General features: G+C 46.9%; 28 protein-coding genes and 1 riboswitch. Of the genes, 21 read left to right on the top strand and 7 right to left on the bottom strand.

What is annotated here, in order from left to right; all coding sequences use genetic code 11:
- The 3 genes from FN782_RS13275 to FN782_RS13265 all read left to right on the top strand — a co-directional run.
- A partial coding sequence (locus tag FN782_RS13275) for an RNA-guided endonuclease TnpB family protein (protein ID WP_142506152.1) occupies nt 1–324 on the top strand: 324 nt, incomplete at its 5' end.
- 264 nt (nt 325–588) lie between these two features.
- Nucleotides 589–1,197, top strand: a complete 609-nt coding sequence (locus FN782_RS13270) for a class I SAM-dependent methyltransferase (RefSeq protein WP_246064955.1) — start codon at nt 589–591, stop codon at nt 1,195–1,197.
- A gap of 167 nt (nt 1,198–1,364) precedes the next feature.
- Nucleotides 1,365–2,198: a sulfurtransferase gene (locus tag FN782_RS13265; RefSeq protein WP_142506283.1), complete on the top strand. Its 834-nt coding sequence runs from the start codon at nt 1,365–1,367 to the stop codon at nt 2,196–2,198.
- 52 nt (nt 2,199–2,250) lie between these two features.
- Here FN782_RS13265 and FN782_RS13260 read toward each other — a convergent pair whose 3' ends face one another.
- From FN782_RS13260 to FN782_RS17525, 3 genes are read right to left on the bottom strand one after another with little or no spacing between them, the layout of a single operon-like run.
- On the bottom strand, nt 2,251–3,480 hold the full coding sequence (locus FN782_RS13260; protein WP_142506282.1) for an aminopeptidase: 1,230 nt from the start codon (nt 3,478–3,480) through the stop codon (nt 2,251–2,253).
- A 16-nt stretch (nt 3,481–3,496) separates the two neighbouring features.
- Complete coding sequence (locus FN782_RS13255) at nt 3,497–4,963, bottom strand: nicotinate phosphoribosyltransferase (protein WP_142506281.1); 1,467 nt, start codon at nt 4,961–4,963, stop codon at nt 3,497–3,499.
- Nucleotides 4,964–4,988: 25 nt separating this feature from the next.
- A complete protein-coding gene (locus FN782_RS17525) occupies nt 4,989–5,375 on the bottom strand; it encodes a M67 family metallopeptidase (protein ID WP_425462715.1) in 387 nt (128 codons plus the stop codon).
- A 205-nt stretch (nt 5,376–5,580) separates the two neighbouring features.
- On the opposite strand from FN782_RS17525, the gene FN782_RS13245 reads away from it, so the two are divergent.
- The 4 genes from FN782_RS13245 to FN782_RS13230 all read left to right on the top strand — a co-directional run bounded on the left by FN782_RS13245 (nt 5,581) and on the right by FN782_RS13230 (nt 9,410).
- Nucleotides 5,581–6,447 carry a DUF72 domain-containing protein gene (locus tag FN782_RS13245; protein ID WP_142506280.1) on the top strand — a complete coding sequence of 289 codons (867 nt, stop codon included), beginning with the start codon at nt 5,581–5,583 and terminating at the stop codon, nt 6,445–6,447.
- 87 nt (nt 6,448–6,534) lie between these two features.
- On the top strand, nt 6,535–6,927 hold the full coding sequence (locus FN782_RS13240; protein WP_185956297.1) for an NUDIX domain-containing protein: 393 nt from the start codon (nt 6,535–6,537) through the stop codon (nt 6,925–6,927).
- Nucleotides 6,928–7,117: 190 nt separating this feature from the next.
- The gene (locus tag FN782_RS13235; protein WP_142506278.1) at nt 7,118–7,939 is read left to right on the top strand and encodes a sulfite exporter TauE/SafE family protein; all 822 of its coding nucleotides are present in this window, start codon (nt 7,118–7,120) and stop codon (nt 7,937–7,939) included.
- Between the two features lie 19 nt (nt 7,940–7,958).
- Complete coding sequence (locus FN782_RS13230) at nt 7,959–9,410, top strand: bifunctional metallophosphatase/5'-nucleotidase (RefSeq protein ID WP_142506277.1); 1,452 nt, start codon at nt 7,959–7,961, stop codon at nt 9,408–9,410.
- Between the two features lie 11 nt (nt 9,411–9,421).
- Here the strand turns inward: FN782_RS13230 and FN782_RS13225 are convergent, their stop codons facing one another.
- On the bottom strand, nt 9,422–9,904 hold the full coding sequence (locus FN782_RS13225; protein ID WP_142506276.1) for a QueT transporter family protein: 483 nt from the start codon (nt 9,902–9,904) through the stop codon (nt 9,422–9,424).
- A gap of 186 nt (nt 9,905–10,090) precedes the next feature.
- Between FN782_RS13225 and FN782_RS13220 the strand changes: the two genes are divergently transcribed.
- From FN782_RS13220 to FN782_RS13210, 3 genes are all read left to right on the top strand, one after another.
- Nucleotides 10,091–10,348, top strand: coding sequence for a DUF6154 family protein (locus FN782_RS13220; RefSeq protein WP_142506275.1), 258 nt, complete (start codon nt 10,091–10,093; stop codon nt 10,346–10,348).
- Between the two features lie 126 nt (nt 10,349–10,474).
- Nucleotides 10,475–10,777 carry a YunC family protein gene (locus FN782_RS13215; RefSeq protein WP_142506274.1) on the top strand — a complete coding sequence of 101 codons (303 nt, stop codon included), beginning with the start codon at nt 10,475–10,477 and terminating at the stop codon, nt 10,775–10,777.
- Nucleotides 10,778–10,933: 156 nt separating this feature from the next.
- Nucleotides 10,934–11,275 (top strand): hypothetical protein, encoded by a 342-nt coding sequence (locus tag FN782_RS13210; protein ID WP_185956296.1) that lies wholly within the window; start codon nt 10,934–10,936, stop codon nt 11,273–11,275.
- 129 nt (nt 11,276–11,404) lie between these two features.
- Here the strand turns inward: FN782_RS13210 and FN782_RS13205 are convergent, their stop codons facing one another.
- Nucleotides 11,405–12,334, bottom strand: a complete 930-nt coding sequence (locus tag FN782_RS13205; protein WP_142506272.1) for an RluA family pseudouridine synthase — start codon at nt 12,332–12,334, stop codon at nt 11,405–11,407.
- 95 nt (nt 12,335–12,429) lie between these two features.
- Nucleotides 12,430–12,539, top strand: a riboswitch (TPP riboswitch).
- An 88-nt stretch (nt 12,540–12,627) separates the two neighbouring features.
- On the opposite strand from FN782_RS13205, the gene FN782_RS13200 reads away from it, so the two are divergent.
- The 8 genes from FN782_RS13200 to FN782_RS13170 all read left to right on the top strand — a co-directional run bounded on the left by FN782_RS13200 (nt 12,628) and on the right by FN782_RS13170 (nt 18,138).
- Nucleotides 12,628–12,933 (top strand): MTH1187 family thiamine-binding protein, encoded by a 306-nt coding sequence (locus tag FN782_RS13200; protein WP_142506271.1) that lies wholly within the window; start codon nt 12,628–12,630, stop codon nt 12,931–12,933.
- Nucleotides 12,934–12,940: 7 nt separating this feature from the next.
- Nucleotides 12,941–13,729, top strand: a complete 789-nt coding sequence (locus tag FN782_RS13195; protein ID WP_142506270.1) for an ABC transporter permease — start codon at nt 12,941–12,943, stop codon at nt 13,727–13,729.
- On the top strand, nt 13,726–14,745 hold the full coding sequence (locus FN782_RS13190; protein ID WP_246064952.1) for an ABC transporter substrate-binding protein: 1,020 nt from the start codon (nt 13,726–13,728) through the stop codon (nt 14,743–14,745). Before FN782_RS13195 ends, FN782_RS13190 begins: the two co-directional genes overlap by 4 nt.
- Nucleotides 14,746–14,747: 2 nt before the next feature.
- Nucleotides 14,748–15,503, top strand: coding sequence for an ABC transporter ATP-binding protein (locus FN782_RS13185; protein ID WP_142506269.1), 756 nt, complete (start codon nt 14,748–14,750; stop codon nt 15,501–15,503).
- Between the two features lie 124 nt (nt 15,504–15,627).
- The gene (locus FN782_RS16925; protein WP_185956295.1) at nt 15,628–15,795 is read left to right on the top strand and encodes a hypothetical protein; all 168 of its coding nucleotides are present in this window, start codon (nt 15,628–15,630) and stop codon (nt 15,793–15,795) included.
- A 130-nt stretch (nt 15,796–15,925) separates the two neighbouring features.
- On the top strand, nt 15,926–16,660 hold the full coding sequence (locus FN782_RS13180) for a DsbA family protein (protein ID WP_185956294.1): 735 nt from the start codon (nt 15,926–15,928) through the stop codon (nt 16,658–16,660).
- A gap of 21 nt (nt 16,661–16,681) precedes the next feature.
- Nucleotides 16,682–17,098 (top strand): disulfide oxidoreductase, encoded by a 417-nt coding sequence (locus tag FN782_RS13175; protein ID WP_142506267.1) that lies wholly within the window; start codon nt 16,682–16,684, stop codon nt 17,096–17,098.
- Between the two features lie 146 nt (nt 17,099–17,244).
- Nucleotides 17,245–18,138: a DinB family protein gene (locus tag FN782_RS13170; protein WP_142506266.1), complete on the top strand. Its 894-nt coding sequence runs from the start codon at nt 17,245–17,247 to the stop codon at nt 18,136–18,138.
- Nucleotides 18,139–18,238: 100 nt separating this feature from the next.
- Here the strand turns inward: FN782_RS13170 and FN782_RS13165 are convergent, their stop codons facing one another.
- Nucleotides 18,239–18,736 carry a Crp/Fnr family transcriptional regulator gene (locus FN782_RS13165; RefSeq protein WP_142506303.1) on the bottom strand — a complete coding sequence of 166 codons (498 nt, stop codon included), beginning with the start codon at nt 18,734–18,736 and terminating at the stop codon, nt 18,239–18,241.
- 221 nt (nt 18,737–18,957) lie between these two features.
- Here FN782_RS13165 and hmpA point away from each other — a divergent pair, with 221 nt between their 5' ends.
- From hmpA to yfkAB, 3 genes are all read left to right on the top strand, one after another.
- Complete coding sequence (hmpA, locus tag FN782_RS13160) at nt 18,958–20,199, top strand: NO-inducible flavohemoprotein (RefSeq protein WP_142506265.1); 1,242 nt, start codon at nt 18,958–18,960, stop codon at nt 20,197–20,199.
- A 136-nt stretch (nt 20,200–20,335) separates the two neighbouring features.
- Nucleotides 20,336–20,899 carry a GNAT family N-acetyltransferase gene (locus FN782_RS13155; RefSeq protein ID WP_246064951.1) on the top strand — a complete coding sequence of 188 codons (564 nt, stop codon included), beginning with the start codon at nt 20,336–20,338 and terminating at the stop codon, nt 20,897–20,899.
- Nucleotides 20,900–21,047: 148 nt separating this feature from the next.
- Nucleotides 21,048–22,199: a radical SAM/CxCxxxxC motif protein YfkAB gene (gene yfkAB / locus FN782_RS13150; RefSeq protein ID WP_142506264.1), complete on the top strand. Its 1,152-nt coding sequence runs from the start codon at nt 21,048–21,050 to the stop codon at nt 22,197–22,199.
- 41 nt (nt 22,200–22,240) lie between these two features.
- On the opposite strand, the gene FN782_RS13145 is transcribed toward yfkAB, so the two are convergent.
- Nucleotides 22,241–22,714 carry a hypothetical protein gene (locus FN782_RS13145; protein ID WP_142506263.1) on the bottom strand — a complete coding sequence of 158 codons (474 nt, stop codon included), beginning with the start codon at nt 22,712–22,714 and terminating at the stop codon, nt 22,241–22,243.
- Nucleotides 22,715–22,734: the final 20 nt, after the last annotated feature.

Raw genomic sequence — 22,734 nt, 5'->3', positions numbered from 1 at the left:
TGTATCGAAGACCTCCAAGTAAAGCATATGGTGAAAAACCGCAAGCTAGCCAAATCGATCACGGATGCCTCGTGGTCGGAGTTTGTCGCGATGCTTACCTACAAGGCAGCCTGGCATGGAAGAAACGTGGTGAAAGTGGGGAAACAGTTCCCTTCTAGTCAGCTTTGCTCTTCCTGTGGCTACCGAAACAAGGATGTAAAGAACCTCCACCTTCGGGCATGGACATGCCCTACATGCGGCTCTCACCATGACCGAGACATCAATGCATCCAAAAACATCTTGCAAGAAGGACTTCGAGTACTTGCGGTCGGGCAGACCGTTTAAGCTTGGATATGTCAGTAGACGGGAGCTCCCAAGAATCCCCTGCCTTCAGGCATGGGGAGTGTCAACACCTCATACGGATGATAGATCAGGTAAATGATAAAGATAACAACCATTCTAAAAAATGGTCAGTCTTGCGACACGCCATTCATCTCTCCGCTTGTAGAAGCGGGAGACTTCTGGCGCAGGTATGTTAAAATGCAATTGACGGGTGCCCATTTTTTTCCTCCCGTCAATCATGGTTGAATGGGGGTTGCAACATTGGGGATGACGATGGATCGGGATTGGGATGAGGTTTATGCCAGCGGCGATTTTCAGAATTACTGGGATTTTGCATATCCCTCGCCGGAGCTCGTGGCTTTTGTCGCTGGACAACCGGCTCCCAAAGGTGCAGTTGCCTTGGATGTGGGTTGTGGTGCGGGTCGGGAAGCCATTTTTCTCGCGGAACAGGGTTATCAAGTGATCGGGGTGGATCTGAGTCCATCAGCGTTAAAGATTGCTGAAGGTCGCGCCAGCAAGGCAGGTGTTACGGTTGATTGGCGTCAAGGAAATGCCCTGGATTTGCCGCTGGATGATCAGAGTGTCTCTCTGGTGAATGATCGTGGATGCTTTCATGTGATTTCTGAGACCGACCGCCCCCAATATGTCAATGAGCTGGTTCGTGTGATGAAACCAGGGGCCGTGATGCTGTTGCGAGGGTGTCGGGAAGAGAACCCGGAATCTCCATTCGTTCGCGTATCGGAAGAAGTGGTGGACCGTTTGTTTGGAGAAGCGTTTGACCGGGGGCCTGTACTGCCGGTTCAACTGATTGCCAATGCCCACAAGGAGGAAGGGCTGAACGCAAATCTGGTCATCTTGCGTCGCAAAGGTGAGTGAAGGGGAGGGGGAGTACCTCTCCTTTTTTGTTTCGGGGATGATTTCAGAAAGCAGTCAGCCCTGTCAATCAATCATCAGGGGAAGAATCATGGTGTTCGTTTGGGATCGAAAAATGGAAGAAAACGTTTGTCTGTTACAATAGAGAAAAATAAGGAGAGTGACGTCCCATGTTGTTGAAGCAACCCCTGATCGCTTCGGATGACCTGGTTCAATATCTGGATGATCCGGCCTTGATCCTTGTGGATTGCCGATTTGAGCTGGCAGACTCCGAAGCCGGAGAAAGGGCTTATAACCGGGATCATATCCCAGGGGCGCGGTATATGCACCTGGAAAGAGATCTGTCCGGTCCGGTGAAAAAGCATGGAGGGAGGCATCCGCTCCCGAATCTGGAAAGGTTCTCTGAACGGTTGGGGGCGATTGGGATTGATGCATCCAAATCGGTTGTCGCCTATGATGATCAGGGAGGAGCCATGGCTGCGCGCTTTTGGTGGATGCTCCGTTATTTGGGTCATGAACAGGTCGCCGTTTTGGATGGTGGCTATCAAGCGTGGAAAGCGAGAGGCTATCCGGTGACCAACCATCTTCCTCGCCCGGAACCCGTTGTATTTTCTCCTCGGAAGCATGCATTGGCGCAGTTGGTCCACATGGAAGAGGTAAGAGAAGGAAGCAGCCTCTTGATTGATTCGCGAGACCCGGAGCGATTTCAGGGAAAAAAGGAACCGATTGATGCCAAAGCGGGTCATATCCCTAGGGCTGTAAACCGTTTTTGGAAGAAGAATCTGACGGAGGATGGTTACTGGAAGCATCCCGATGAGTTGAAAAAGGAGTGGGCCTTTGTTTCCGAGCGCGAATCGCCCATTGTCTACTGCGGTTCCGGGGTGACAGCCTGTGCCAATCTCTTGTCCCTTCAACTCGCCGGCATTCAACAGGCCCGTCTGTATATCGGCAGTTGGAGTGACTGGATCAGCTATGAGGAGAATCTGGTGGAAGTGGACCAATAACCATGAAAAAAAGCCGGCATATCACCGGCTTTTTTTCCAGGCAATCGATGCCTTAAAATGCCCAGTTTCCTTTTCGGAAGATGGGTTCCCGCTTTCCGTCCGCGGTTTCGCCATCAATGTCCATGTCAGCGGAGCCAATCATAAAATCCACATGGGTCATGCTGTGATTGAGACCGGCCTTCTCCAGTTCTTCCTTGGACAGGTGGGTTCCCCCTTGGAGACAGGATGAAAAAGCATCCCCAATGGCCAGGTGACAAGAGGCATTTTCGTCAAACAATGTATTGAAGAATGTGATGTTGGATGCTGAGATGGGTGAATCATGGGGAACAAGAGCGATTTCTCCCAAGTAATGAGCCCCTTCATCCAGTTCGATGATACGTTTCAGGGTTTCCTGACCTTTTTCTGCATGGTAATCCACGATACGTCCGTTCTCAAACGTTAAGCTGAAATTTTCAATCAAGCTCCCTTTATAACTTAACGGCTTGGTGCTGTGAACCACACCTTGCGTTCCCGTTTTGAGCGGAGATGTGAACACTTCTTCTGTGGGAATATTGGCGTTAAACCAGACGCCCTGCGCATTTTTTGATGATCCGCCACTCCAGATATGCCCTTCGGGAAGTTCCACGGTTAATGTGGTTCCGGTGGCACGGTAATGCAATTTTTGATACTGTTTTTGATTTAAAACATTCATTTTTTTGTGAATGGCTGCATTATGCTGCTTCCACGCTTCCACCGGGTTCTCCTGATCCGCACGGGTTGCTTGGAATATCGCTTTCCAGAGAGCCTCCACCGCATCCTTCTCATTTTTTTCCGGGAAAACCTTCTTGGCCCATTTCTTGGAGGGAGCGGCGATAATACACCAGCTTATCTGATCAGCCGATACGGCTTCTCTCCATTTTTCCAATGCCTTTCCCGCTGCTTTGGAAGAAGCGGCGATTCGCTTTGGGTCCACGCCTTTCAATAACTCTGGGTCATTGGATTCAATATGTAAAAAAGCCCCGCCTTTTTCAACGATTTCTTCATAACCTTTTGCTTTCCAAAGTGGAAATTCCTCAAATGCTTCATCGGGAGCCAGATCATATTTGAGTCGGGTACAGACATCATCCTGCCATTCAATCCAAACATGTTTGGCCCCTCGTTGATAAGCTTTTTTTGTAATGCTCCGAACAAGATCGGTAGCATCAATGGAAGCCGTAATGACAAGTGTTTGTCCAGGCTGTATATTGACTCCTGTTTGGACGGCCAGATCGGCATATTTTTCAAGATGATTGCTAAAAGACATAAGAGCCCTCCTTGATTTACTTTCCGTTTTCTTCCCGGACCTGATGGTAGATTGTTTGGATGAGGTCTTGTTTGGTTTGCCACAAATCAGGAGAAAGGTCTACAGGGTATTCTTCCGGATTTAACAAACGCATATATTCTTCCCAGAACAGGGAGCGCTGGTTATGGTGGTATGTCCGGATTTCTTCCAGAGAGGGCAGGTCGTAAACGCGTTTTCCCCCCTGAAAAATGGGTTGTAAAAGGTTGATCGTCCGAAAGTGACGGATTTTTTTCTTTCGATAGGTGTGAACCGGGTGAAACAATGTTAACGGCTGATTTTCGTTTACGGTTTGCCCCAGAGGCATAATCAGGTCCCCGCGCGCTTTTCCGTTTTTTCGATCAATGATCCGATAGACCGTTTTCCGTCCAGGGGTGGTTACCTTTTCCGGATTGGAGGAAATCTTAATCGATGGAACCCACTCTCCATCTTTGTAGCGGGCAACCAACTTATAAACAGCTCCTAAAGCCGGCTGGTCATAAGCGGTGATTAATCGGGTTCCTATCCCCCAAGCATTGATCCGGGCTCCTTGAGATCGCAGATTGAGCAGTGTATCTTCATCCAGATCACTAGAGGCGACGATTTGCGTGTGTGTCAGTCCGGCATCGTCCAGCATCTTTCGGGCCTCTTTGGATAGATAGGCCAAGTCTCCGCTGTCCAAGCGTATGCCAGCCAATTGATGCCCCTGTTGCTTTAACTCCAATCCCACCTGGATGGCGTGGGGAATACCGCTTTTCAAGGTGTCATAGGTGTCCACCAAAAGAACGGTTTGATCGGGAAAGGCACGGGCATAAGCTCGGAATGCTTCCAATTCCGAATCGAAATCTTGTACCCAGGAATGGGAATGTGTTCCCCGTGTGGGGATGCCAAACATGGCTCCGGCTTTCAGGTTGGATGTGGCATCAAATCCTGCTAAATATGTGGCCCGTGCTCCCCATAATGCTGCATCCGTCTCTTGGGCGCGCCGGGTCCCAAACTCCAAGAGAACATCCTCTTCCGCCACCATACGCATTCGTGCTGCTTTTGTCGCGATTAGTGTTTGATACCCAATAAAGTTTAGTAGAGCGGTTTCAATCAGTTGTAATTCCATGACTGTTCCTTCCAGGCGCAACAATGGTTCCTGGGGAAAAACAATTGTTCCTTCTTTCATGCCATATACATCACCGGTAAAGCGGAATTTCCGGAGCATTTCCAAAAATGCAGGGTCATATCTTTCTGGCTGGTCGGCGAGGTATTGAATATCTTCTTCGGTAAAGCGAAGGGTTTCAAGGTATTGGATCGCTCGTTCCAAGCCGGCAAACACAGCAAATCCATTTCCGAAAGGAAGCTTGCGGAAATAGAGGTCAAACGCCTTTCTCCGGAGATGGGACCCGTTTTTCCAGTGGGCATACATCATGGTGATTTGATATTTGTCAGTATGAAGCGCCCATCCCTGATCGGTTTGCATTGATGATATTTCACTCCATTCAAATTCAGTCTGAGAATGATTCCATGACATGATAATGGATCGGAAAAACCTGGCCATTTCGAATGAAACAGGCAGAAAGGTGAGGCTTATCACGTTTTAGGGATAAGATCCAGTTGCTTACATCAGGATAGTGCCATTCCAGGATGTCCCGTGTAGAAGGATATGGATCAGAATGTGGATGGGAGTGGAGAATTCCCAAAAGGGACAGACCCTTATCGTCCATCTGTTTTAGGTTTTTCAGATAAGCCTTTGGCTCAAAGGAAAATGAACAAGTACTTCGATCCTGGTTGGGAACCGGATAAAAACGGGTGATCCTTTGTCCTTTGCCGGCAAGAATTCCACATCCTTCAAAAGGAAGCTCTTGAATGCAATGTTTGATCAGTTGTTGGATAACTTCCCCATCGATACTGTAAGTTGGAGAAACGACTGTTCTCCCTCCTTTCCCCTCACTTGAAAAAGCAGGTTTTTCCTTGGATTGCCTCAGATCTGATCATTACCCTTCTTATTTTACTCTGAATTTGTCCGTTCGGCAAAAAAGGTCTAATTTTGTCATTGACTGTGATACAATATCGAGATAACAGAGAGGGGGGGTTCTGCTGCTTCAGGTTAATTCCATTCAAGTTGGCGTGTGTGGTTGGGGAGATCATGATTTATATCCTTCAGGATTATCTTCCCAGGCAAAGCTATCTCATTATGCCGGACATTTTCCATTGGTGGAGGTAGACAGTACCTATCACGCGATTCAGGCCAAGGAACGGATGGCTCGGTGGACGGAAGAAACGCCGGAAACATTTCGGTTTGTGGTGAAAGCATACCGGGAAATGACCGGTCATGGGCGCCGGGAAGGAGCTCCCGTGCGGTCGGCGAAAGCCATTTTTCAGGAATTTAGAGAGTCTGTAAAGCCGATGGCGGATGCGGGGAAGTTAACGGCTGTTTTGTTTCAGTTTCCCCCTTGGTATGACTGTACAAGCAAACATGTACAGTATATCCGTCGATGTCGACAGGCTTGTGCCGATCTGCCCCTGGCGGTTGAATTTCGCAATCAAACATGGTTTGCGCCACAGTTTCGGGATCGTACGCTTCGCTTTTTGGAGGATGAGAAATTGATCTATGTGGTTTGTGATGAGCCACAGGCAGGTGTTGGTTCAGTACCTGTCATCCCGGCTGTTACCCATTCGGAGCAGGCGATCATCCGGTTTCACGGACGCAACACATCCGGTTGGAACAAGGCGGGGCGATCAGATGCTCACTGGCGGGATGTTCGTTATGCTTATCGGTATTCAGAAGAGGAATTGAAAGAATGGGTTCCCCGTGTGATAAAGATGAAAGAACATGCAGAGCAGGTAAGTCTTTTGTTCAACAATAACTCTCAGGGAGATGCAGCGAACAATGCTAAGCAGATGATGCATCTTCTGGGAATTGAACCCAAAGGGCTGGCGCCAAGACAGATAGAAATGTTTTGATTCTGAACCATTCTGTATACGATAACGTTACGTACGAATGAATATAGAAATACATATGTAATGAAGTCTAAGATTCAGGAGGGCTTTATGGAGAATTACCGGTTACCGATATCCATTAAAGGAGTCTTATTGGACGCGTTGGACCGGGTGTGTCTGTTGAAGAATGAACGGAATGAGTGGGAGTTACCCGGAGGTTATTTGGAACCTGGAGAGTCACCGGAACAAGCCCTGATGCGTGAAGCGGAAGAGGAGCTGGGGATTCGGGTACTGATCAGTCACTTGTTGGATGCTGGAGTGTATCAGGTGTTGCCGGAAAAAGAGATATTTATTGTTGCTTACCGCTGTTTTTGGGACGGAGAGGGGAAGGTTACCCACGGTGAAGAACACATCGACATTGGATGGTTTTCCCTGGAACAAGCACAGAATATTCATGTACCTTATCCATATTTGCGAGCCATCCGAAAAAGTTTGGGCAAATAACAGAAAAGGCATGGATACATGATGTCCCTTTCAGGACCGTGAATCGGTCCTGCATTATTTTCTACCATAAACGAATGAATATCGATTGGTTCATTTCTTATTGACGCTTCTTTTCAAGCGTGTTGTTTGGTAGGATGAAAAAAAGGTAACTGAAGAAAAGAAGCTTTTCTTCATCCTCATGGAGGGTATTATGCTTACGGAATGGATTCTTTTTCTTCTTATCGGCTTGACAGCAGGGACATTAGGCAGCTTAATCGGGCTGGGCGGTGGGATTATTACTGTCCCAGCACTGTTATTGCTCGCCTCCCTTTTTCCGGAACTGAACTATATGACCCCGCAGCTGGCGGTGGGAACGTCCTTGGTGCTTGTCATTATCACCGCCCTGTCTTCTACTCTTTCCTTTACCCGCCAGAAACGGGTGGATTTTCGAAGTGGATGGGTATTTTTTCTGGCGAGCGGTCCAGGTGCCATCTTGGGCGCATATTTAACCCATTTTTTCAATGTGAACATGTTCTATGTCAGTTTTGGATGTATCATGATTCTGATTGCAGGAATTTTAACGTTCCGGGATCGATTGAAAAGTCGTTCCGTCCAATGGAGCGTCAAACGGGAGTTTACTGATCTGGAAGGAAATGTTCACAGGTATGGATATCACCGTCCCACAGCATGGATCGTTTCTTTTATCGTTGGAATCATCTCTGGATTATTTGGAATCGGTGGAGGAGCATTGCTTGTTCCGATGATGGTTCTCTTGTTCCGATTTCCTCCTCATGTCGCCACTTCCACCTCGATGTTTATCATCTTTCTGTCCGCAGTGTTAGGGAGTATTACCCATTTTACTCAGGGAAATATCGATTGGCAAGCGGTTCTTCTCATTGCACCAGGAGCATGGGTTGGCGGAAAATTGGGAGCTTGGATTTCCAGAAAGATGAGTGGTCGTGCTTTGTTGGTCGCTTTAAGATTGGCGATTGTCATGGTGGCATTCCGCATGATGATCCAAGGCTTTTCCTGATGGAAAAGGAGGATGAAAGGTGAACCCTTTAAAAAAGGTGCATATTTTACATACCAATGACCTCCACAGTCATTTTGAAATGATGCCCAAGGTTTATACCGTTCTCAGCGATCTGAAAAAAGAGATGGAAGCAGCAAGTGAAGCAGTGATCTTGGTGGATATCGGAGATCATACGGATCGGTTTAGTGTGGAAACGGAAGGTACTGACGGGATGGCAAACCGGGCCGTATTGGAAGCGACTGGTTACCAACTCGTTACGTTGGGAAATAATGAGTTGCTTACCTTTTCCAAGGAAGAGCTTTACCAACTTTATCAAACGGCTCCATTTGAAGTGGTTTCCACCAATGTGAAGGAGTTGAACGGAGAACGGCCTACTTGGATGAAGCCTTGGACGATTTGTCATGTGGAAGGGTTCCGGATCGGTTTTTTGGCGGCAACCATTCCCTACCCAAAGGTGTATGAATTATTGGGATGGAAGGTATCTGATCCCTTGAAAGAATTAATGTCTGCGGTTTCCTACCTCCAACAGGAAACGGATGCCATTGTCGTTCTCTCCCATCTGGGTTTGGGAAATGATCGGCGCTTGGCTGAAGAGATTTCTGGAATCGATATGATTATAGGAAGTCATACTCACCATCTTCTGGAGGTTCCTGAACGGATACAGGGAACGATGATTGCTGCCGCAGGGAAATTCGGAAACTATGTCGGTCATATTACGTTGGAAATGGAAAAGGACAGCAATCGCCTGATTGGAATCGATGGGAGATGTATCTCCACTGCTTCCGCTCAGCCGAATCCCGCCCTTGAAAAGATGATTCAGGAATTTTATACACAGGCTGAACAGGCACTGTCTGAACCATTTATTCATCTGAACCGTCCATTGCCGATTGATTGGTTTAAGGAATCTCCTTTGGGCAATTTTCTGGCGGATGGGTTGCTTCAGTGGGTTTCAGATGCAGATTGTGCGCTTGTAAATGCAGGTCAGCTGCTGGGTGGATTGGAGCGGGGACCTGTGACTAGGGGGCTTCTGCACCAGGTTTGTCCCCATCCCATCAATCCGACAAGCATACATCTCCGAGGGAGACAGATTCGGGATATTTTGGAGGATTCATTAGTTCGGGAAAATCAGGAGAAAGCGATCCGGGGGTTTGGATTTCGGGGAAAGAAGTTAGGTATCTTAAATCTTGCGGGCCTAAAAGCAGAGTATGACCCACTTGCAAGCTCAGGGAATCGTCTGGGGACGGTATGGATTCAGGAGAAACCATTGGAAGATCAACAAATGTATCGAGTAGCCACCATTGATATGTTAACCTTTGGAGTAGGGTATCAGGAATTTAAAAACGGAAAGGAACTGAAGTTTTTTCTTCCGGGTTTTCTAAGGGATATCCTCGCATCCCATTTTTCTTCAGCCGGTTCGGTGGAACAAAGCTATACGTCCCGATGGCAATCCGTTCGCTCCTCTGTTGATTGAATAACTCGCTTTCATAAGTGGGACCCTGTGCCGGGAATTCGGTTGCGAAACCGCTCCATCACATAGAGAAAAGGAAGCCCTAGACCGTAACAGACGGCTAATTGTCCAGCACCGACGTACAACATGGCGGCAGTGAGGGTAACATCCAGACCACTGACAGTTTTTAGAAGGATTCCAATCATCAGCGCATTTACCAAGACAGGTGGCAGTGGCGCAAGCCACTTTGCAGGCATCTTTGCTGTAAGCCATGCGGCGATCAGAGAAGCAAGGCTGCCAAACAATACATCATAAAAGCCTACAGGGCTGAACAGGTTGGCTACGAGTGCCCCGATAAACAGACCCGGAATGGCCAGAGGAGTCAGCCAAGGTAGAACGGTCAAGACCTCTGAAATCCGAAATTGGACAAGCCCATAAGATAGTGGTGCCAACGCAATGGTTAAGGTTGCATAAATGGCGGCGATCATGGAAATCATGGAAATTTTTCGAGCGGACAAGTTGAATCATCTCCTTACATCAGTGTATTATAACCGATCTGAAGCATGATTTCTCTCTGTCATGGGAAGATTAGGGACAAGTTTGAAATCATTACAAATTCGGCAGGAAACATTGCATTTTCCCAGGATTCGTGGTGTTTTTCCTAAACCACATTATATAACAGGAGAAGAAGGAGGTTTGGCGACATGCGTTTTGTGGACAATCTATACTCGCTGTATCGTGAACATCTTCAGGAAGACGAGGAAAACGCAGTCTCTGTGGTTCTCAATGTTTTGGAAGAGCAAAACAGAGAAGATATTATGAAATTGATTAAGGATATGGATGATGAGGAAATTGTTCAAATGATGGGTGTGTATCTTGTTGAGATGTTAAAGATGAAAATGGCCCAGGAAGGACATTTAAATGATTGGGAATCCCCTCTGAATCGTCCTCGGTATCATTAAAAGGATCATAACTTTTCCTGAAAATTTGTATAAATTCACTCGATCCGGGCTGAAGCTTCACACCTCTCTGTGAGGGTTCACATACGTTGTCATGAGAACCTTTAAAGGAGACATGGGAGGGAGAGCATGGTTCGGATTCAGCCGATGCAGGTGGATGGTTATCAGGTACTCGGAGTGGAGGTCGTCTTGCCAAAAACCAATTTACTGGTGGTTACGACGGAAAAGGGATACATTATGTGCGGAGCACTGGATATACCACTGTTAAATGAAAAACTTGCCCAAAGAAAGATTGTGGCTGGTCGTGCTGTCGGTGTCCGTACATTGGAAGACCTTTTGCAAGCACCGTTGGAAAAAGTGACGATTGAAGCTGAACGACAAGGGATTGTCCCTGGTATGACCGGAAAGGAAGCACTCGTAAAAATGTTGTGAGAAGGAGATACCTTGGGAGCCGTTTGCAACCTTCAGGCACACCATCCATGGTGTGCTTTTTTGTAGGGAGTTTCATTGAAGGAAGGGAGCTTCTCAGGTATACTGAAATCGAAATCCTTGGATACATTACTGGAAACCGGAGGAATAAAACATCAAATGGCTATCTGGTACGGAAATAACAGTGATTGGCCACAAGCGGTCTCTCCAGAAGCTTTGAAGCTGATGGAACGCTATCTTCTGGATGTGGTTGCAGCGAAACAAGTTACCAAAGCAGAAATGAAGTTGATCGGTTATCTGGTTCGTAAATCCCTTCGCCTTGGGGGTTCTGCAAACACCTCCCTCCGGATTGGAACAAAAGATTGGGTGAATGAGGCGGGTCTTTCTGCAAATGAAGTGGACAAAACATTAGCCAAGTGTGAAGAGCGGGGCTGGATTTCCATCGACCACAGCTCCAGACCGGTTGTCCTTCGTCTGTGCCTGATGCAAAACGAAAAATGACCCCATCGATGTAAAGGTGGGGGGACACGCTGATAAATTCTTTTGGGGAAAGGGGTTGTGGAGCAATGATCAATCCCGGTTTCCCCATTTTTTTATTGTTCTTCCCACCCCTAAGGGTGGTTTTTCTTCTTAACACCACGCTTCAGTCAATGAAAATTTCAATTGTCGGGCCAGTTGCAGAAAATCGTCAGGCGGAGGAGAGATAACCTTTACATCCTTCTCGGTAAAGGGATGGTGAAAGTGTAACTCACTTGCATGCAGTGCCTGACGCCCGATCAGTGAGCTCTTGCCTCCATAAAGGCTGTCCCCGAACAAAGGAAGGCCGAAATGAGCGAAATGAACCCGAATCTGATGGGTTCGCCCCGTTTCCAGTTCCACTTGAACCAAGGTGGCCTGATCGTTATGGTCCAGAATCCGGTAATGGGTAATGGCGGAATCTCCCTTGGATGAAACACATCGTTTCAGAGAATGTCCCGGTTGTCGGGCAATGGGTGCATCGATCGTTCCCTCCAAGGGCAGAGATGGTGTTGGAGCTCCCTGCAAGATGGCGAGATACACCCGCTTCAGCCGTTTTTCCCGAAGTTCCCGATCCATTAACTGATGCGCATAGGCAGATTTGGCCACCATTAATACACCTGAAGTGTGACGATCCAGTCGGTGGATGGGGCGGACTTTCCCTTCCCATCCTTGGGATTTCCAGTAATGAAGAATACCATGGGCCAGTGTGCCTTTTTCATCTGAATGGACCGGGTGGACTTTTATTCCTGCCGGTTTATCAACCACCATCCAATCCATATCTTCATATTTTACGGTGAAAGGAACAGGTTCCGGCATGAGATCGGCTTGTTCCCGCGGACGGACAGCCACCTGAAGGCGGTCACCTTTTTTCACCGTTCGTTTTAGCCATGTTGTACGCCCGTTCAACCGGACCCCACGTCTTCGTGTAAGGCGGTTGATCATGCGGTTGGACAAGAGGAGCGGTCCTTTCAGGATGCTTTCTACCGTACAGTGGTTCCACGTATCCGTAACATGATATGTAATCCATTGGTTGTGTTTCATGTATCATCACCTGATTTTCATTATAGAGTATTTGGAAATGGTTTTTCATTGGGAACGCTTTACCGCTCTTTTGAGCTTATGGTATATTGAAAGACAATACAACAATGGGGAGTCGGGTGAACCGACTGAGAGGGTGCTGAAGGCGTACCGACCCAATGAACCTGATCTGGATGATACCAGCGTAGGGAACATACGGATAAACGGCAATTGCGGCTGTTATATGTATACGTATGGACATGCGCCAATCCGATCAGGATTGGTTTTTTAGTTTGTGCCAAAAGGGAGGAACGGTTGTGACAAACGCCAATGTCAGTCTGCAGATCTTGCCCAGAGCGGCTGGGGATCAAGAAGTATACGATCTGGTGGACAAAGCGATCCAGGTGATTGAACGTTCCGGGGTGAAGTATGAGGTTGGACCGATGGAGACAACGATGGAGGGTGATTATGATCAATTGATGGAAATTGTAAAAAAGGCACAGGAGGCAGTGATTCAGGCGGGCAGTGAACAGGTGATGTCGATTATCAAGGTGGATTATAAGCCAACGGGTGTCACGATGGAGGAGAAGACAGGCAAATACCGTCTGAGCAACAGGAGATGAACCAGATATGGGAGAACGGCTTCGAAGAATCTTGCCCCCCGTACTGACTGTGATTCTATTTCTGATCGTCTGGGAAGCAGGAGTCCGTCTGTCAGGCATAGAGGATTGGCTTCTTCCCGCTCCCAGTGGGATTGCCATTTCCTTTGCGGAGAGTTGGGAGTTGGTTCAACGTCATACCTGGCCCACTCTCCAGGAAGCTACCCTCGGCTTTGTATTGGGAATTGGAGTGGCTTTGCTGCTGGCCGTACTTATCGATCTTTTTCCTTGGCTGCGTCGTGGGGTCTATCCTCTGCTGATCGGGTCACAGACGGTTCCTATTATTGCGATTGCTCCACTTCTGATTCTCTGGTTCGGTTATGGACTGTTTCCCAAAGTATTGATTGTGGCCTTGGTTACCTTCTTTCCCGTGGTTGTCAATACCGTGGATGGTCTTTCATCTGCGGATTCTGATCAGGTCAGGCTCCTAAAGTCCATGGGGGCGAATGATTGGCAGATTTTTCGATTGGTTCGGTTTCCGCAGGCACTTCCTTCTTTTTTTTCCGGGATGAAGATTGCAGCCACCTATGGCATTCTCGGTGCGGTAATCGCTGAATGGCTGGGAGCCAGTGAGGGATTGGGAGTCTTTCTGATTCGCTCTCAAAATTCTTTTGCTGCTGATCAAGTGTTTGTGGCAATCGTCGTGATTACGTTTTGGAGCCTTGTTCTATTCAGTTTGGTGCAGTTGATCGCGCGGTTTGCTACACCTTGGGTTTATATTGAAAAGAAAGAAAATCGAAAAGGAGAGAAAGAAACGTGAAATTTACAAGAAAGATACAGCTGATCTCACTTTTATTGGTTATATCGCTTCTGCTGGCGGCTTGCGCTGGTGAAAAAGAACAGGAAAGCAAGGAGAATCCGGAACAGAAGAAAGTGAAACTGATGCTGGACTGGGTACCCAATACCAATCACACAGGTCTGTATGTGGCTCAGGAAAAAGGATACTTTGCGGATGAAGGATTGGATGTAGAGATTGCCACGCCGGCGGAAACAACAGCCAATCAGTTGGTGGGAGCCGGAAAAGCGGACTTTGGAATCAGTTCCCAGGAGTATGTCACCCAGGCCCGCGCAGAAGGGGTGCCCATTGTATCTGTCGCAGCAATTTTACAGCATAATACGTCCGGTTTTATGGCTCCGAAGAACAAAGGGATCAAAAAGCCCAAGGACTTTATCGATAAAACCTACGGTGGTTGGGGAACCCCCATTGAAAATGCATTTATTCGGACGGTGCTGAAGATGGATGGAGTCCAGGTAGAGAAGGTGGAGGATAAAGTAAATATTGTCAATATGGGAGAAGCTGATTTCTTTACCGCCACAAAGCGAAATGTGGACTTTTCCTGGGTTTATTACGGTTGGACAGGAGTGGAAGCTGAACTGAGAGATGTCTCTGTTGATTTTTTGGAGCTGAGAGAGTTGGATCCGGTTTTGGATTTCTATACCCCAACCCTGATTACCAATGAAACATTGATCAAAGAGGACCCAAAAACCGTTCGAAAACTGGTAAAAGCTGTAAGTCGCGGATACCAATATGCCATTAAACACCCAAAAGAGTCAGCGGACATTCTGTTGAAAGCGGCTCCTGAGACAGATAAGAAGTTGGCTCATGCCTCCCAAAAATGGATCAGTAAGCAGTATCAAGCAGATGCCGATCGTTGGGGAGAACAGAAGAAAAAGACTTGGATCGATTTTACCGATTGGATGTTTCAGCACAAGCTGATCAAGAAAAAGATTGATCCGAACCAATCGTTCACCAATGAATTTTTGCCGGAGAAGTAAATATGAAACTGAAACTGGAGTCATTGGAACAGTCCTATCCTGTAGCACAAATTAGGCGCCAGGTGATCGACCAGATCACCCTGACGGTGGAAGAGGGAACATTTATCAGTATCATCGGTCCCAGTGGATGTGGCAAGAGTACCCTATTCAACATTATAAGCGGATTGGAACGGCCAACAGCCGGTCGGGTAATCAAAGACGGAAGAGAAATCACTGGGGAAACGGGATATGTCAGTTATATGTTGCAGAAAGATTGTCTGTTCCCTTGGCGAACGGTGTTGGAAAATGCTGTTTTAAGTGCTGAAGTGGCGGGGGAGAACAAAAGGAAGGCCCTTGAACGGGCGGAAGAGCTTCTTTCTGTTTTTGGTCTCAAGGGGTATGCCAACGAATATCCGGCACGGCTTTCCGGAGGTATGCGACAACGGGCGGCTCTTCTTCGGACTGTAATGGCCAATCAGGATTTGTGGCTGTTGGATGAACCGATGGGTTCTCTCGATGCACTCACACGGGAGCGGATGCAGGATTGGCTGTTGGGAATTCTGGAGCAGTTTCCAAAAACCGTCCTGTTTATCACCCACAGCATAGATGAAGCCGTTTATCTGTCTGACCGGGTGGTCGTTTTCAGTCCCCGCCCCGCCCGGATCAAGGATGAACTTACCATTCATCTTCCCCGTCCCCGGAAACGGGAGCTGATGACCTCGGAATCATTTCTTCAGGCCAAACGCTGGTTATGGGAAAAATTGCATGAGGAAGAATAAAATCAATCCACCTTGCGATTTTTTGCAGGGTGGATTTGTTCTTGTTTTTCAGTGATGGTGAATCAACCATACATTGTACAAACTTGGCTCAATATGGTCCGCGATTGCTTCAGGATGTTTCAGCATGGCTTCTCCAATAGCATCGTTTACAATCTTTGTTTCATCCAGACTTTGGTGTGTTCTGGATGTTGAAAATCAAATGGTGCATCATTTAACAGAGCAGGAGCAGAATCAGTTGATTGAATGGTTGAAAATATGCACGCAATCATTGAGTGAGATAAAAAAACAATGAGGTGAATCTTTCCTGCCCCAATGTCATAGAAGGTTTTATTCCGTTCGTTGAAAAGACTTGACATCAAGGGTATGATGATTGGGGGATGAAGCTTGCTACAAAAAATTTCAATTATGGGAGGGACGTCCGGATGGGAAAAAACAAGGCGGGTCAAGGGAATAAAACGAAAAAGAAACAGGCCCGCACTAATCGGATGCAGACACTGACGTTAGGGACGTTAATCCTTGTCTTCCTGGGGCTGGGTGGTTATGCACTGGTGGATGCCTTGATTGGAAAAGAGGATGTTCAGCAGGAAAAAACAACCGATACAGTAAAAGAAGAAATATTTCAATATGATAAACAGCCGGTTTTGGGTGATGAAAATGCCAAAGTTAAAATCGTGGAGTTTGGTGATTATAAATGCCCTTCCTGCAAGAAGTTTGAGGAAAACATTTTTCCAAAGCTGAAAAAGGATTACATGGATTCCGATCAGGTTGGCTTTTATTTTGTTAATAACCCGTTTCTGGGTGAAGATTCCGTTACAGCAGCAATTGCAGGTGAAGCCGTATACAATCAGGACCCCGACGCCTTCTGGACGTTTTATCAAAAAGTCTATGAAGAACAGGGTGCGGAACATGAAACATGGGCAACGAAGGAATTTTTGGTGAATCTCGCCAAAAAAGAGCTTCCCGATCTTGACCATAAGAAGCTGGAAAAGGCGATTGAGGAAGGGGAATATGAAGAAGATGTCCAACAAGATAAGGCAATTACCCAACAAGCACGCGTAAACTTGGTCCCAACACTGTTTATCAATGGAAAAAAGGTGTCTAACCCCTTTGACTATGCCCAGATTAAACAGATGATTGAAGAAGAATTGAACAAATAACCGATAAGGGGGCGTCTGACGGTGGCTTGGATTCGGACTTACAATCTTTACTTGGCTTGGTTGGTCGCCCTGATCGCCTTGGGAGGCAGTCTCTGGTTTAGTGAGGTAAAAGGGTTTATTCCCTGTGAATTGTGCTGGTACCAGCGGATACTGATGTATCCTCTCGCTGCAATCTTGGGGGTTGCCAGTTATCGTGAGGACCGATTGATTCACCTCTATGCCCTTCCGCTCAGTGTAACCGGGATCGGAATTTCTCTGTATCATTATGCCACGCAAAAAATACCCGGTTTGGTTCAAGTGACCGGCTGTAAGGAAGGCGTTCCATGTAATGGTGAGTATATCAACTGGTTTGGATGGATTACCATTCCCTTTCTCGCGTTTACGGCCTTTGTCCTGATATCCATTCTGTTGTGGATGGGACGGAAAGAAGAAGATTAAAATGCCAGGTACCTCTTGGGGGTACCTATTCTATTTGGAAAAGTAGCCAATATATAGATTTTATTGATTGCGTAAGATAACTTTGTTACATTTAGTTTACTAATTGACGATAGATCGTATAGGAGAGAAAAGAGGGAGGATCGCTGATGAGCGAAAAGAGGCCGGTCATAGTGTTACGTGTCACCAATCTGAATCAATCCTTTGCATTTTACCGGGAGTTGGGATTTGATTCCGATTGGGAGGATTTGGTCCGAAAAGTCGTTTGTATGTCAACACCTGTAGGGGATCTATTATTGGTTGCTGATCCGGATTTGGACGTCAAGCTCTTTCTAGATACACTGGACAGAAGACAACAGGACTCGATTCCGGAAAACAGCTATTATCCCTTCGAGGTTCGGGAAGTGAGAAAGGAAGAGGTTCTTCGGTTTCCCAAGGAAAATCTGTTGCTTCTTCAGAAGCGGTTGGCCCATTGGGGAGTGTCTGATCTGCTTTTGGAAGAAACACCTGCAGTGGAACAGGTTTTAAATATGCGGGACCCTGACGGCTATCGGGTGGCCCTGTATGAATCTCTCCGCTTACCCGATGAAGAGATTATTGATCTTTATCGCAAAGGACCGGATCTTTTAGAAGGAGCCATCTTGGGATTGGAAGATGAAGAACTGGACTTGGAGACAGAGGAAGGGGATACCATTCGGCAGATTCTTCTTCAGATTGTTGATTTTGATCTGGAAATGATGCAACGGATGAAATGGGCGCTTGCAGAAAATGGTCGCTCTTATACAATTACGCTTTACAATCCTGAAGATTGGATGGAAAAACTAGAATATGCGTCCCGTCCGGTTCATACAGAGATTCATATGTTTCGTTTGCTTCGGGAGCATTTCCTGAACCAATTGGAGATTATTCCGGGGGCGATGGATCATTATCTGGTATCTGAGCAGGGGAAAGTGGAAGTGCGCACGATGATGCAGGTGACAGCTGAAACCGCATGGGAGCAGATTCAGATACTGATGAGCACACGCCATATCAGAGAAAGATAAATCTAAAAAAGATGTTGTCGGTGATCGGCAACATCTTTTTTTAATGCAGGATTATTGCGGACTTCTCTACCCTTGTTATAAGGAAATAGTGGATAGGAATTTACTCAGAATATTTTTTGAGTTGTCGGTTCACCGTTTCCCGACTCATACCAACGAGTTGACCAATTTCTTCTTGAGTAAGCAGTTCTTCCACGGGTTGATCCCGAAAGTATTGAGCCAACCATTCTCGCAAAAGAGAAATTCGTTCGTGAGAGGGGGCGGTCACGAAATTCATCCGTTGTTGTACAATCCGGAGAGTATGTTGTAACGCTAGTGCTACTTCCCGGTATTTCAAAGGGTCTTTTTCCAATGATGTGTACCAGCTTTGAATGGAAACGGGTTCTACTTCACTGTTTGTGACAGCAATTGCGGTGGCAAAGTAAGGCTGTGGACTCAATAGGGAGTGGTGAGGAAAAAGCTCTCCCGGAACCAACAGATTGAACAGAAGAGAAGAGCCGTTTGGCTGAACGCGAACCACTTTCATCAATCCATTTTTTAAGCGATAAAGATCACCCATTTCTCCCTGGCGGAACAACACTTCTCCCCGATGCAGAATCAAGAGCATTCACCCCGAAGTCTTCCGATTGTTATCGTAAAATCCGTCCATATTATCATAAATGAAGAATGGTTTGGGATGCAATCTTTGCGATGATGGGTGCAGTTGTCTAACCGTTCATTCACGTCATTGTCATAGTTGGTGTGCGTTTCATCACAGAAATCGTTGCCACTCTCCGTTATCCTAAAAGCAAGAAAACGTATTAGCGGGGGAGGCAATATATGATGCTGGATGCAAAAACGATAGAGATTGTAAAGAGTACAGCGCCGATTTTGAAACAAGAAGGGGCAAAAATTACACAGCGTTTTTATCAGCGTATGTTTTCCCGTCATCCGGAGCTATACAATATTTTTAACCGTGCCAATCAAAAGGAAGGGAAACAGCCCCAAGCTTTGGCGGATACCGTGTATGCTGCTGCGGCTCACATCGATCAACTGGAAGATATCTTACCTGTAGTGGAAAGAATCGGTCACAAGCACCGCGCGTTGGGTGTTCTTCCAGAGCATTATCCCATCGTTGGAGAAAACCTTCTGTGGGCCATTGGGGATGTACTGGGCGATGCTGCTACCGATGAAATCCTAGAAGCATGGGAAAAAACGTATCAAGTGATTGCCGATGTCTTTATCAATGTAGAAAAACGCATGTATGAAGAGGCACGGGAACAGCCAGGTGGATGGGATGGATTCCGAAGTTTTCGGGTGGAACGTAAAGTCCGGGAGAGCGATGTGATCACATCTTTTTATCTGAAGCCCGTGGACGGAAAAGAGTTGGCGCCTTTCCAACCCGGCCAGTATGTAACCGTTCGAGTACAGGTTGAAGGAGATCCGTATACATCCCTGCGTCATTATAGTTTGTCTGACGCTCCAGGTAAAGACTATTATCGAATTTCGGTGAAGCGGGAAGAGGGTACCGATAACAAACCGGCAGGTGTGGTTTCCAATTATCTGCATCGGGATGTGCAAGAAGGGGATATATTGGAGCTCTCCGCTCCTGCGGGGGACTTTTTCCTAAAACAGGATGGAGAGGACCCGGTCATCCTTTTGAGTGGCGGGGTGGGACTCACTCCCATGCTCAGTATGTTAAAAACTTTGGCCGAGCAGGAGACCGACCGGGAGGTCACCTTTATTCACGCCGCTTTAAACGGACAGGTTCATGCTATGCGCGATGAAGTGAAATCGCTGGAAGAGCGCTTCTCCAATATTCGTTCTTTTGTATGTTATGAACAACCTACCGAAGAGGATCGGAATAGGAAACTGTTTGATAAAGAGGGGCGGATCGACGGAAACTGGCTTCAATCCATTCTTTCATCTAATCGAGGAGACTTTTATCTCTGTGGGCCGTTGCCCTTTATGAAAGCGATGTACCGGTATCTGAAAGAGTGGAATGTAGAAGAAGACCGGATTCACTATGAAGTGTTTGGTCCCACCCGTCACTTGGATGAGTCCCAGGAAGTAAAAACAGCGTAGATAGAATGGGTCTTTTAAAAAAGAGTGGTTTTTACCGCTCTTTTTTCTTTGGCTAAAATCAAGGGTTTCCCCGCTTAAACTGATATAATCAATAGATAAAAGTGTTTGTGATATGTTGAGAAGTGAGGATTGGAAAGTGGATAAAATCATGGGAAAACGCATTTGTATCCGTCAACTCAATTGGACAGATTTGGAAGATCATCTGAAACTCCGCATCGAGAATCGTAACTTTCTTCAGCCTTTTGAACCTCAGTTTACAGATCACCACTATACACTGGCAGGGCAACGGGAAGTGATCCGAAAAGTGATGGATCAATGGGAGACAGGAGCCAGCTATGGGTTTGGCGTGTATGATCGGGATACCGATCAATTGATCGGTCGGGTCAATCTAAGCAATGTTTCACGAGGCGCTTGGCAAAACTGTACCATTGGTTATTTCCTGGATCAGGAATGTTTGGGAAAGGGATATATGACGGAAGCGGTGCGTTTGGCGTGTGGGTTTGCCTTTCAGCAGGCAGGGTTACACCGAATCGAAGCTTCAGTGATGCCGCGAAATACTCCATCCATTCGGGTCCTGGAAAAAGTGGGCTTTCAGTATATTGGTCTGTCCAAGCATCATTTAAAAATTAATGGTGTCTGGGAAGATCATCATCTGTACTCGTTGACAGCGGAGATGGTTGAATGGACGCGTCATTATTAGGACATGTCTGTTTCCGTATCGGCATGGTGTAAACTCAACAAAAGAGCCTTGTTCGGTTGAATTTGACTGTCACAGTCCTAAATAGGATTGACGGCAATTCTTTCAAGGGATATACTCAGCCGTGACATTGTACCAGGAGTGAAAAATGATGACGGAAATAAAAGAGAGAAGATCCCCTCAAAAAAAACCTTTGTCAACGGAATGGGACCCGTGGGACCCTTGGTACATCCGTAACCGGACAGGTAGGCATCAACTGACTAGTGTGGAGTTTACCGTTACCCAACTGTGTAATCTTCGCTGTGAACATTGTGCTGTCGGAGAGATGCTGGTGACAGAGGAAGGAGTGCCGTTGCCGGTTGATCAGCTGATTCGTCGCCTGGATGAGGTGAAAACCCTCCAGACACTCAGCATTACGGGTGGAGAGCCGGTTTTAAATCCTCGCGTTGTAAAGAGGACCATTCAACCATTGTTGCGATATGCAAAAGAACGTGGAATTTATACGCAGATCAACTCCAACTTGACGCTTCCCCTGTCCCGATATGAGGATTGGGTTGAAGATGTGGATGTGCTGCATATTTCCTACAATTATAGGGATGCAAAGGATTTTCATCGAATCGCTTTTGAAAAATATGGGCGGGATGTTACCCCTGCAGTGGCGGAAAAACTGTTTGATCAGATGGTGGACAATGCAAAAGCGCTTTCCAGGAAAGGGGTGTTTCTTTCAGCGGAAACCTTGTTAAGCCCCTTTACGGTTTCTCATGTGGCGGATATGCATCGGGATGTGGCAGCAATGGGTTGCCAACGCCATGAGGTCCATCCGCTCTATCAAAGTGATTTTGCCAAAGGGATGGGGATTGTCTCTTTGGATCAATACCGTAAAACCATTCATCATCTGTTGGACAATCGGGAAGAAGGGGTTTGGATTTTATTTGGAACGCTTCCCTTTTATCCTTGTAGTGAGCAGGAGCCGGATCGGGACTTGTGGCTTCGTCTCCACCAGGAACAAAATGTGACTGTTCGACAGGATCCGGATGGCAGAAATCGGTTGAATATTAATGCATTCACCGGAGATGTCATTGTTACTGATTTTGGTGATGTTCCACCGCTTGGGAACGTGTTATCGGATCGTCTGGATGACATTTTCAATCGCTGGCTTAAACATCCTTTGGTGCATCAATACCACTGTTTCTGTCCGGAAGCTCGTTGTACGGGGCCCAATATCCTGGTTGCCGAAATGTATTATCCGGAAGCTGATTTTCAAAGCCGAAACGCTCTTGTTTCCGTGCAACCGGAAGAGTAAAGCGGAAAAAAGCTCCCGGTTTAAACCGGGAGCTGAAAGACTCAGGGTCTGCGGCGATATGGATAGGGTGGATAATATGGAGGGTAAGGTCTGTATGGCGGACGGTAAGGTGGATAGGGACGATAGGGTGGATAGTAATGGGGAGGATAGTAATAGGGAGGATAGTAGGGTGGAACATACGGCGGATAGTAACGGCGACGTTGCGAGGTATCGAATCCGTACTCTTCATCGGGATAGAATGATGTTTGGGCATATGGATCGGGGAACGGTTGAGTGAAGGGATTGTGAGATATATATGGATCTTGGAAATAACCGCCACAATCCTGCTGTGGATCAAATCCCCCTTGTGCGGATGGGTGCCAAGGTTCCTGATCCAATCCGTATTGACTGACAGCGGGATGGGTCCAATCATATCCATAAGAGTGAGCGGGATCAAAATTCTGCTGGTTTTGCCCTTGTGCGTCATTGCTGGTTGAAGCCTGGGGTTCCCAATTCTTTTTCTCTTTTTCAGACAATGGATGTTCCTCCTTTTCGC

It is taken from the genome of Melghirimyces algeriensis (assembly GCF_900182565.1).
Taxonomy (GTDB): domain Bacteria; phylum Bacillota; class Bacilli; order Thermoactinomycetales; family DSM-45169; genus Melghirimyces; species Melghirimyces algeriensis.
This window is presented reverse-complemented; position numbering and strand designations above follow the sequence as displayed.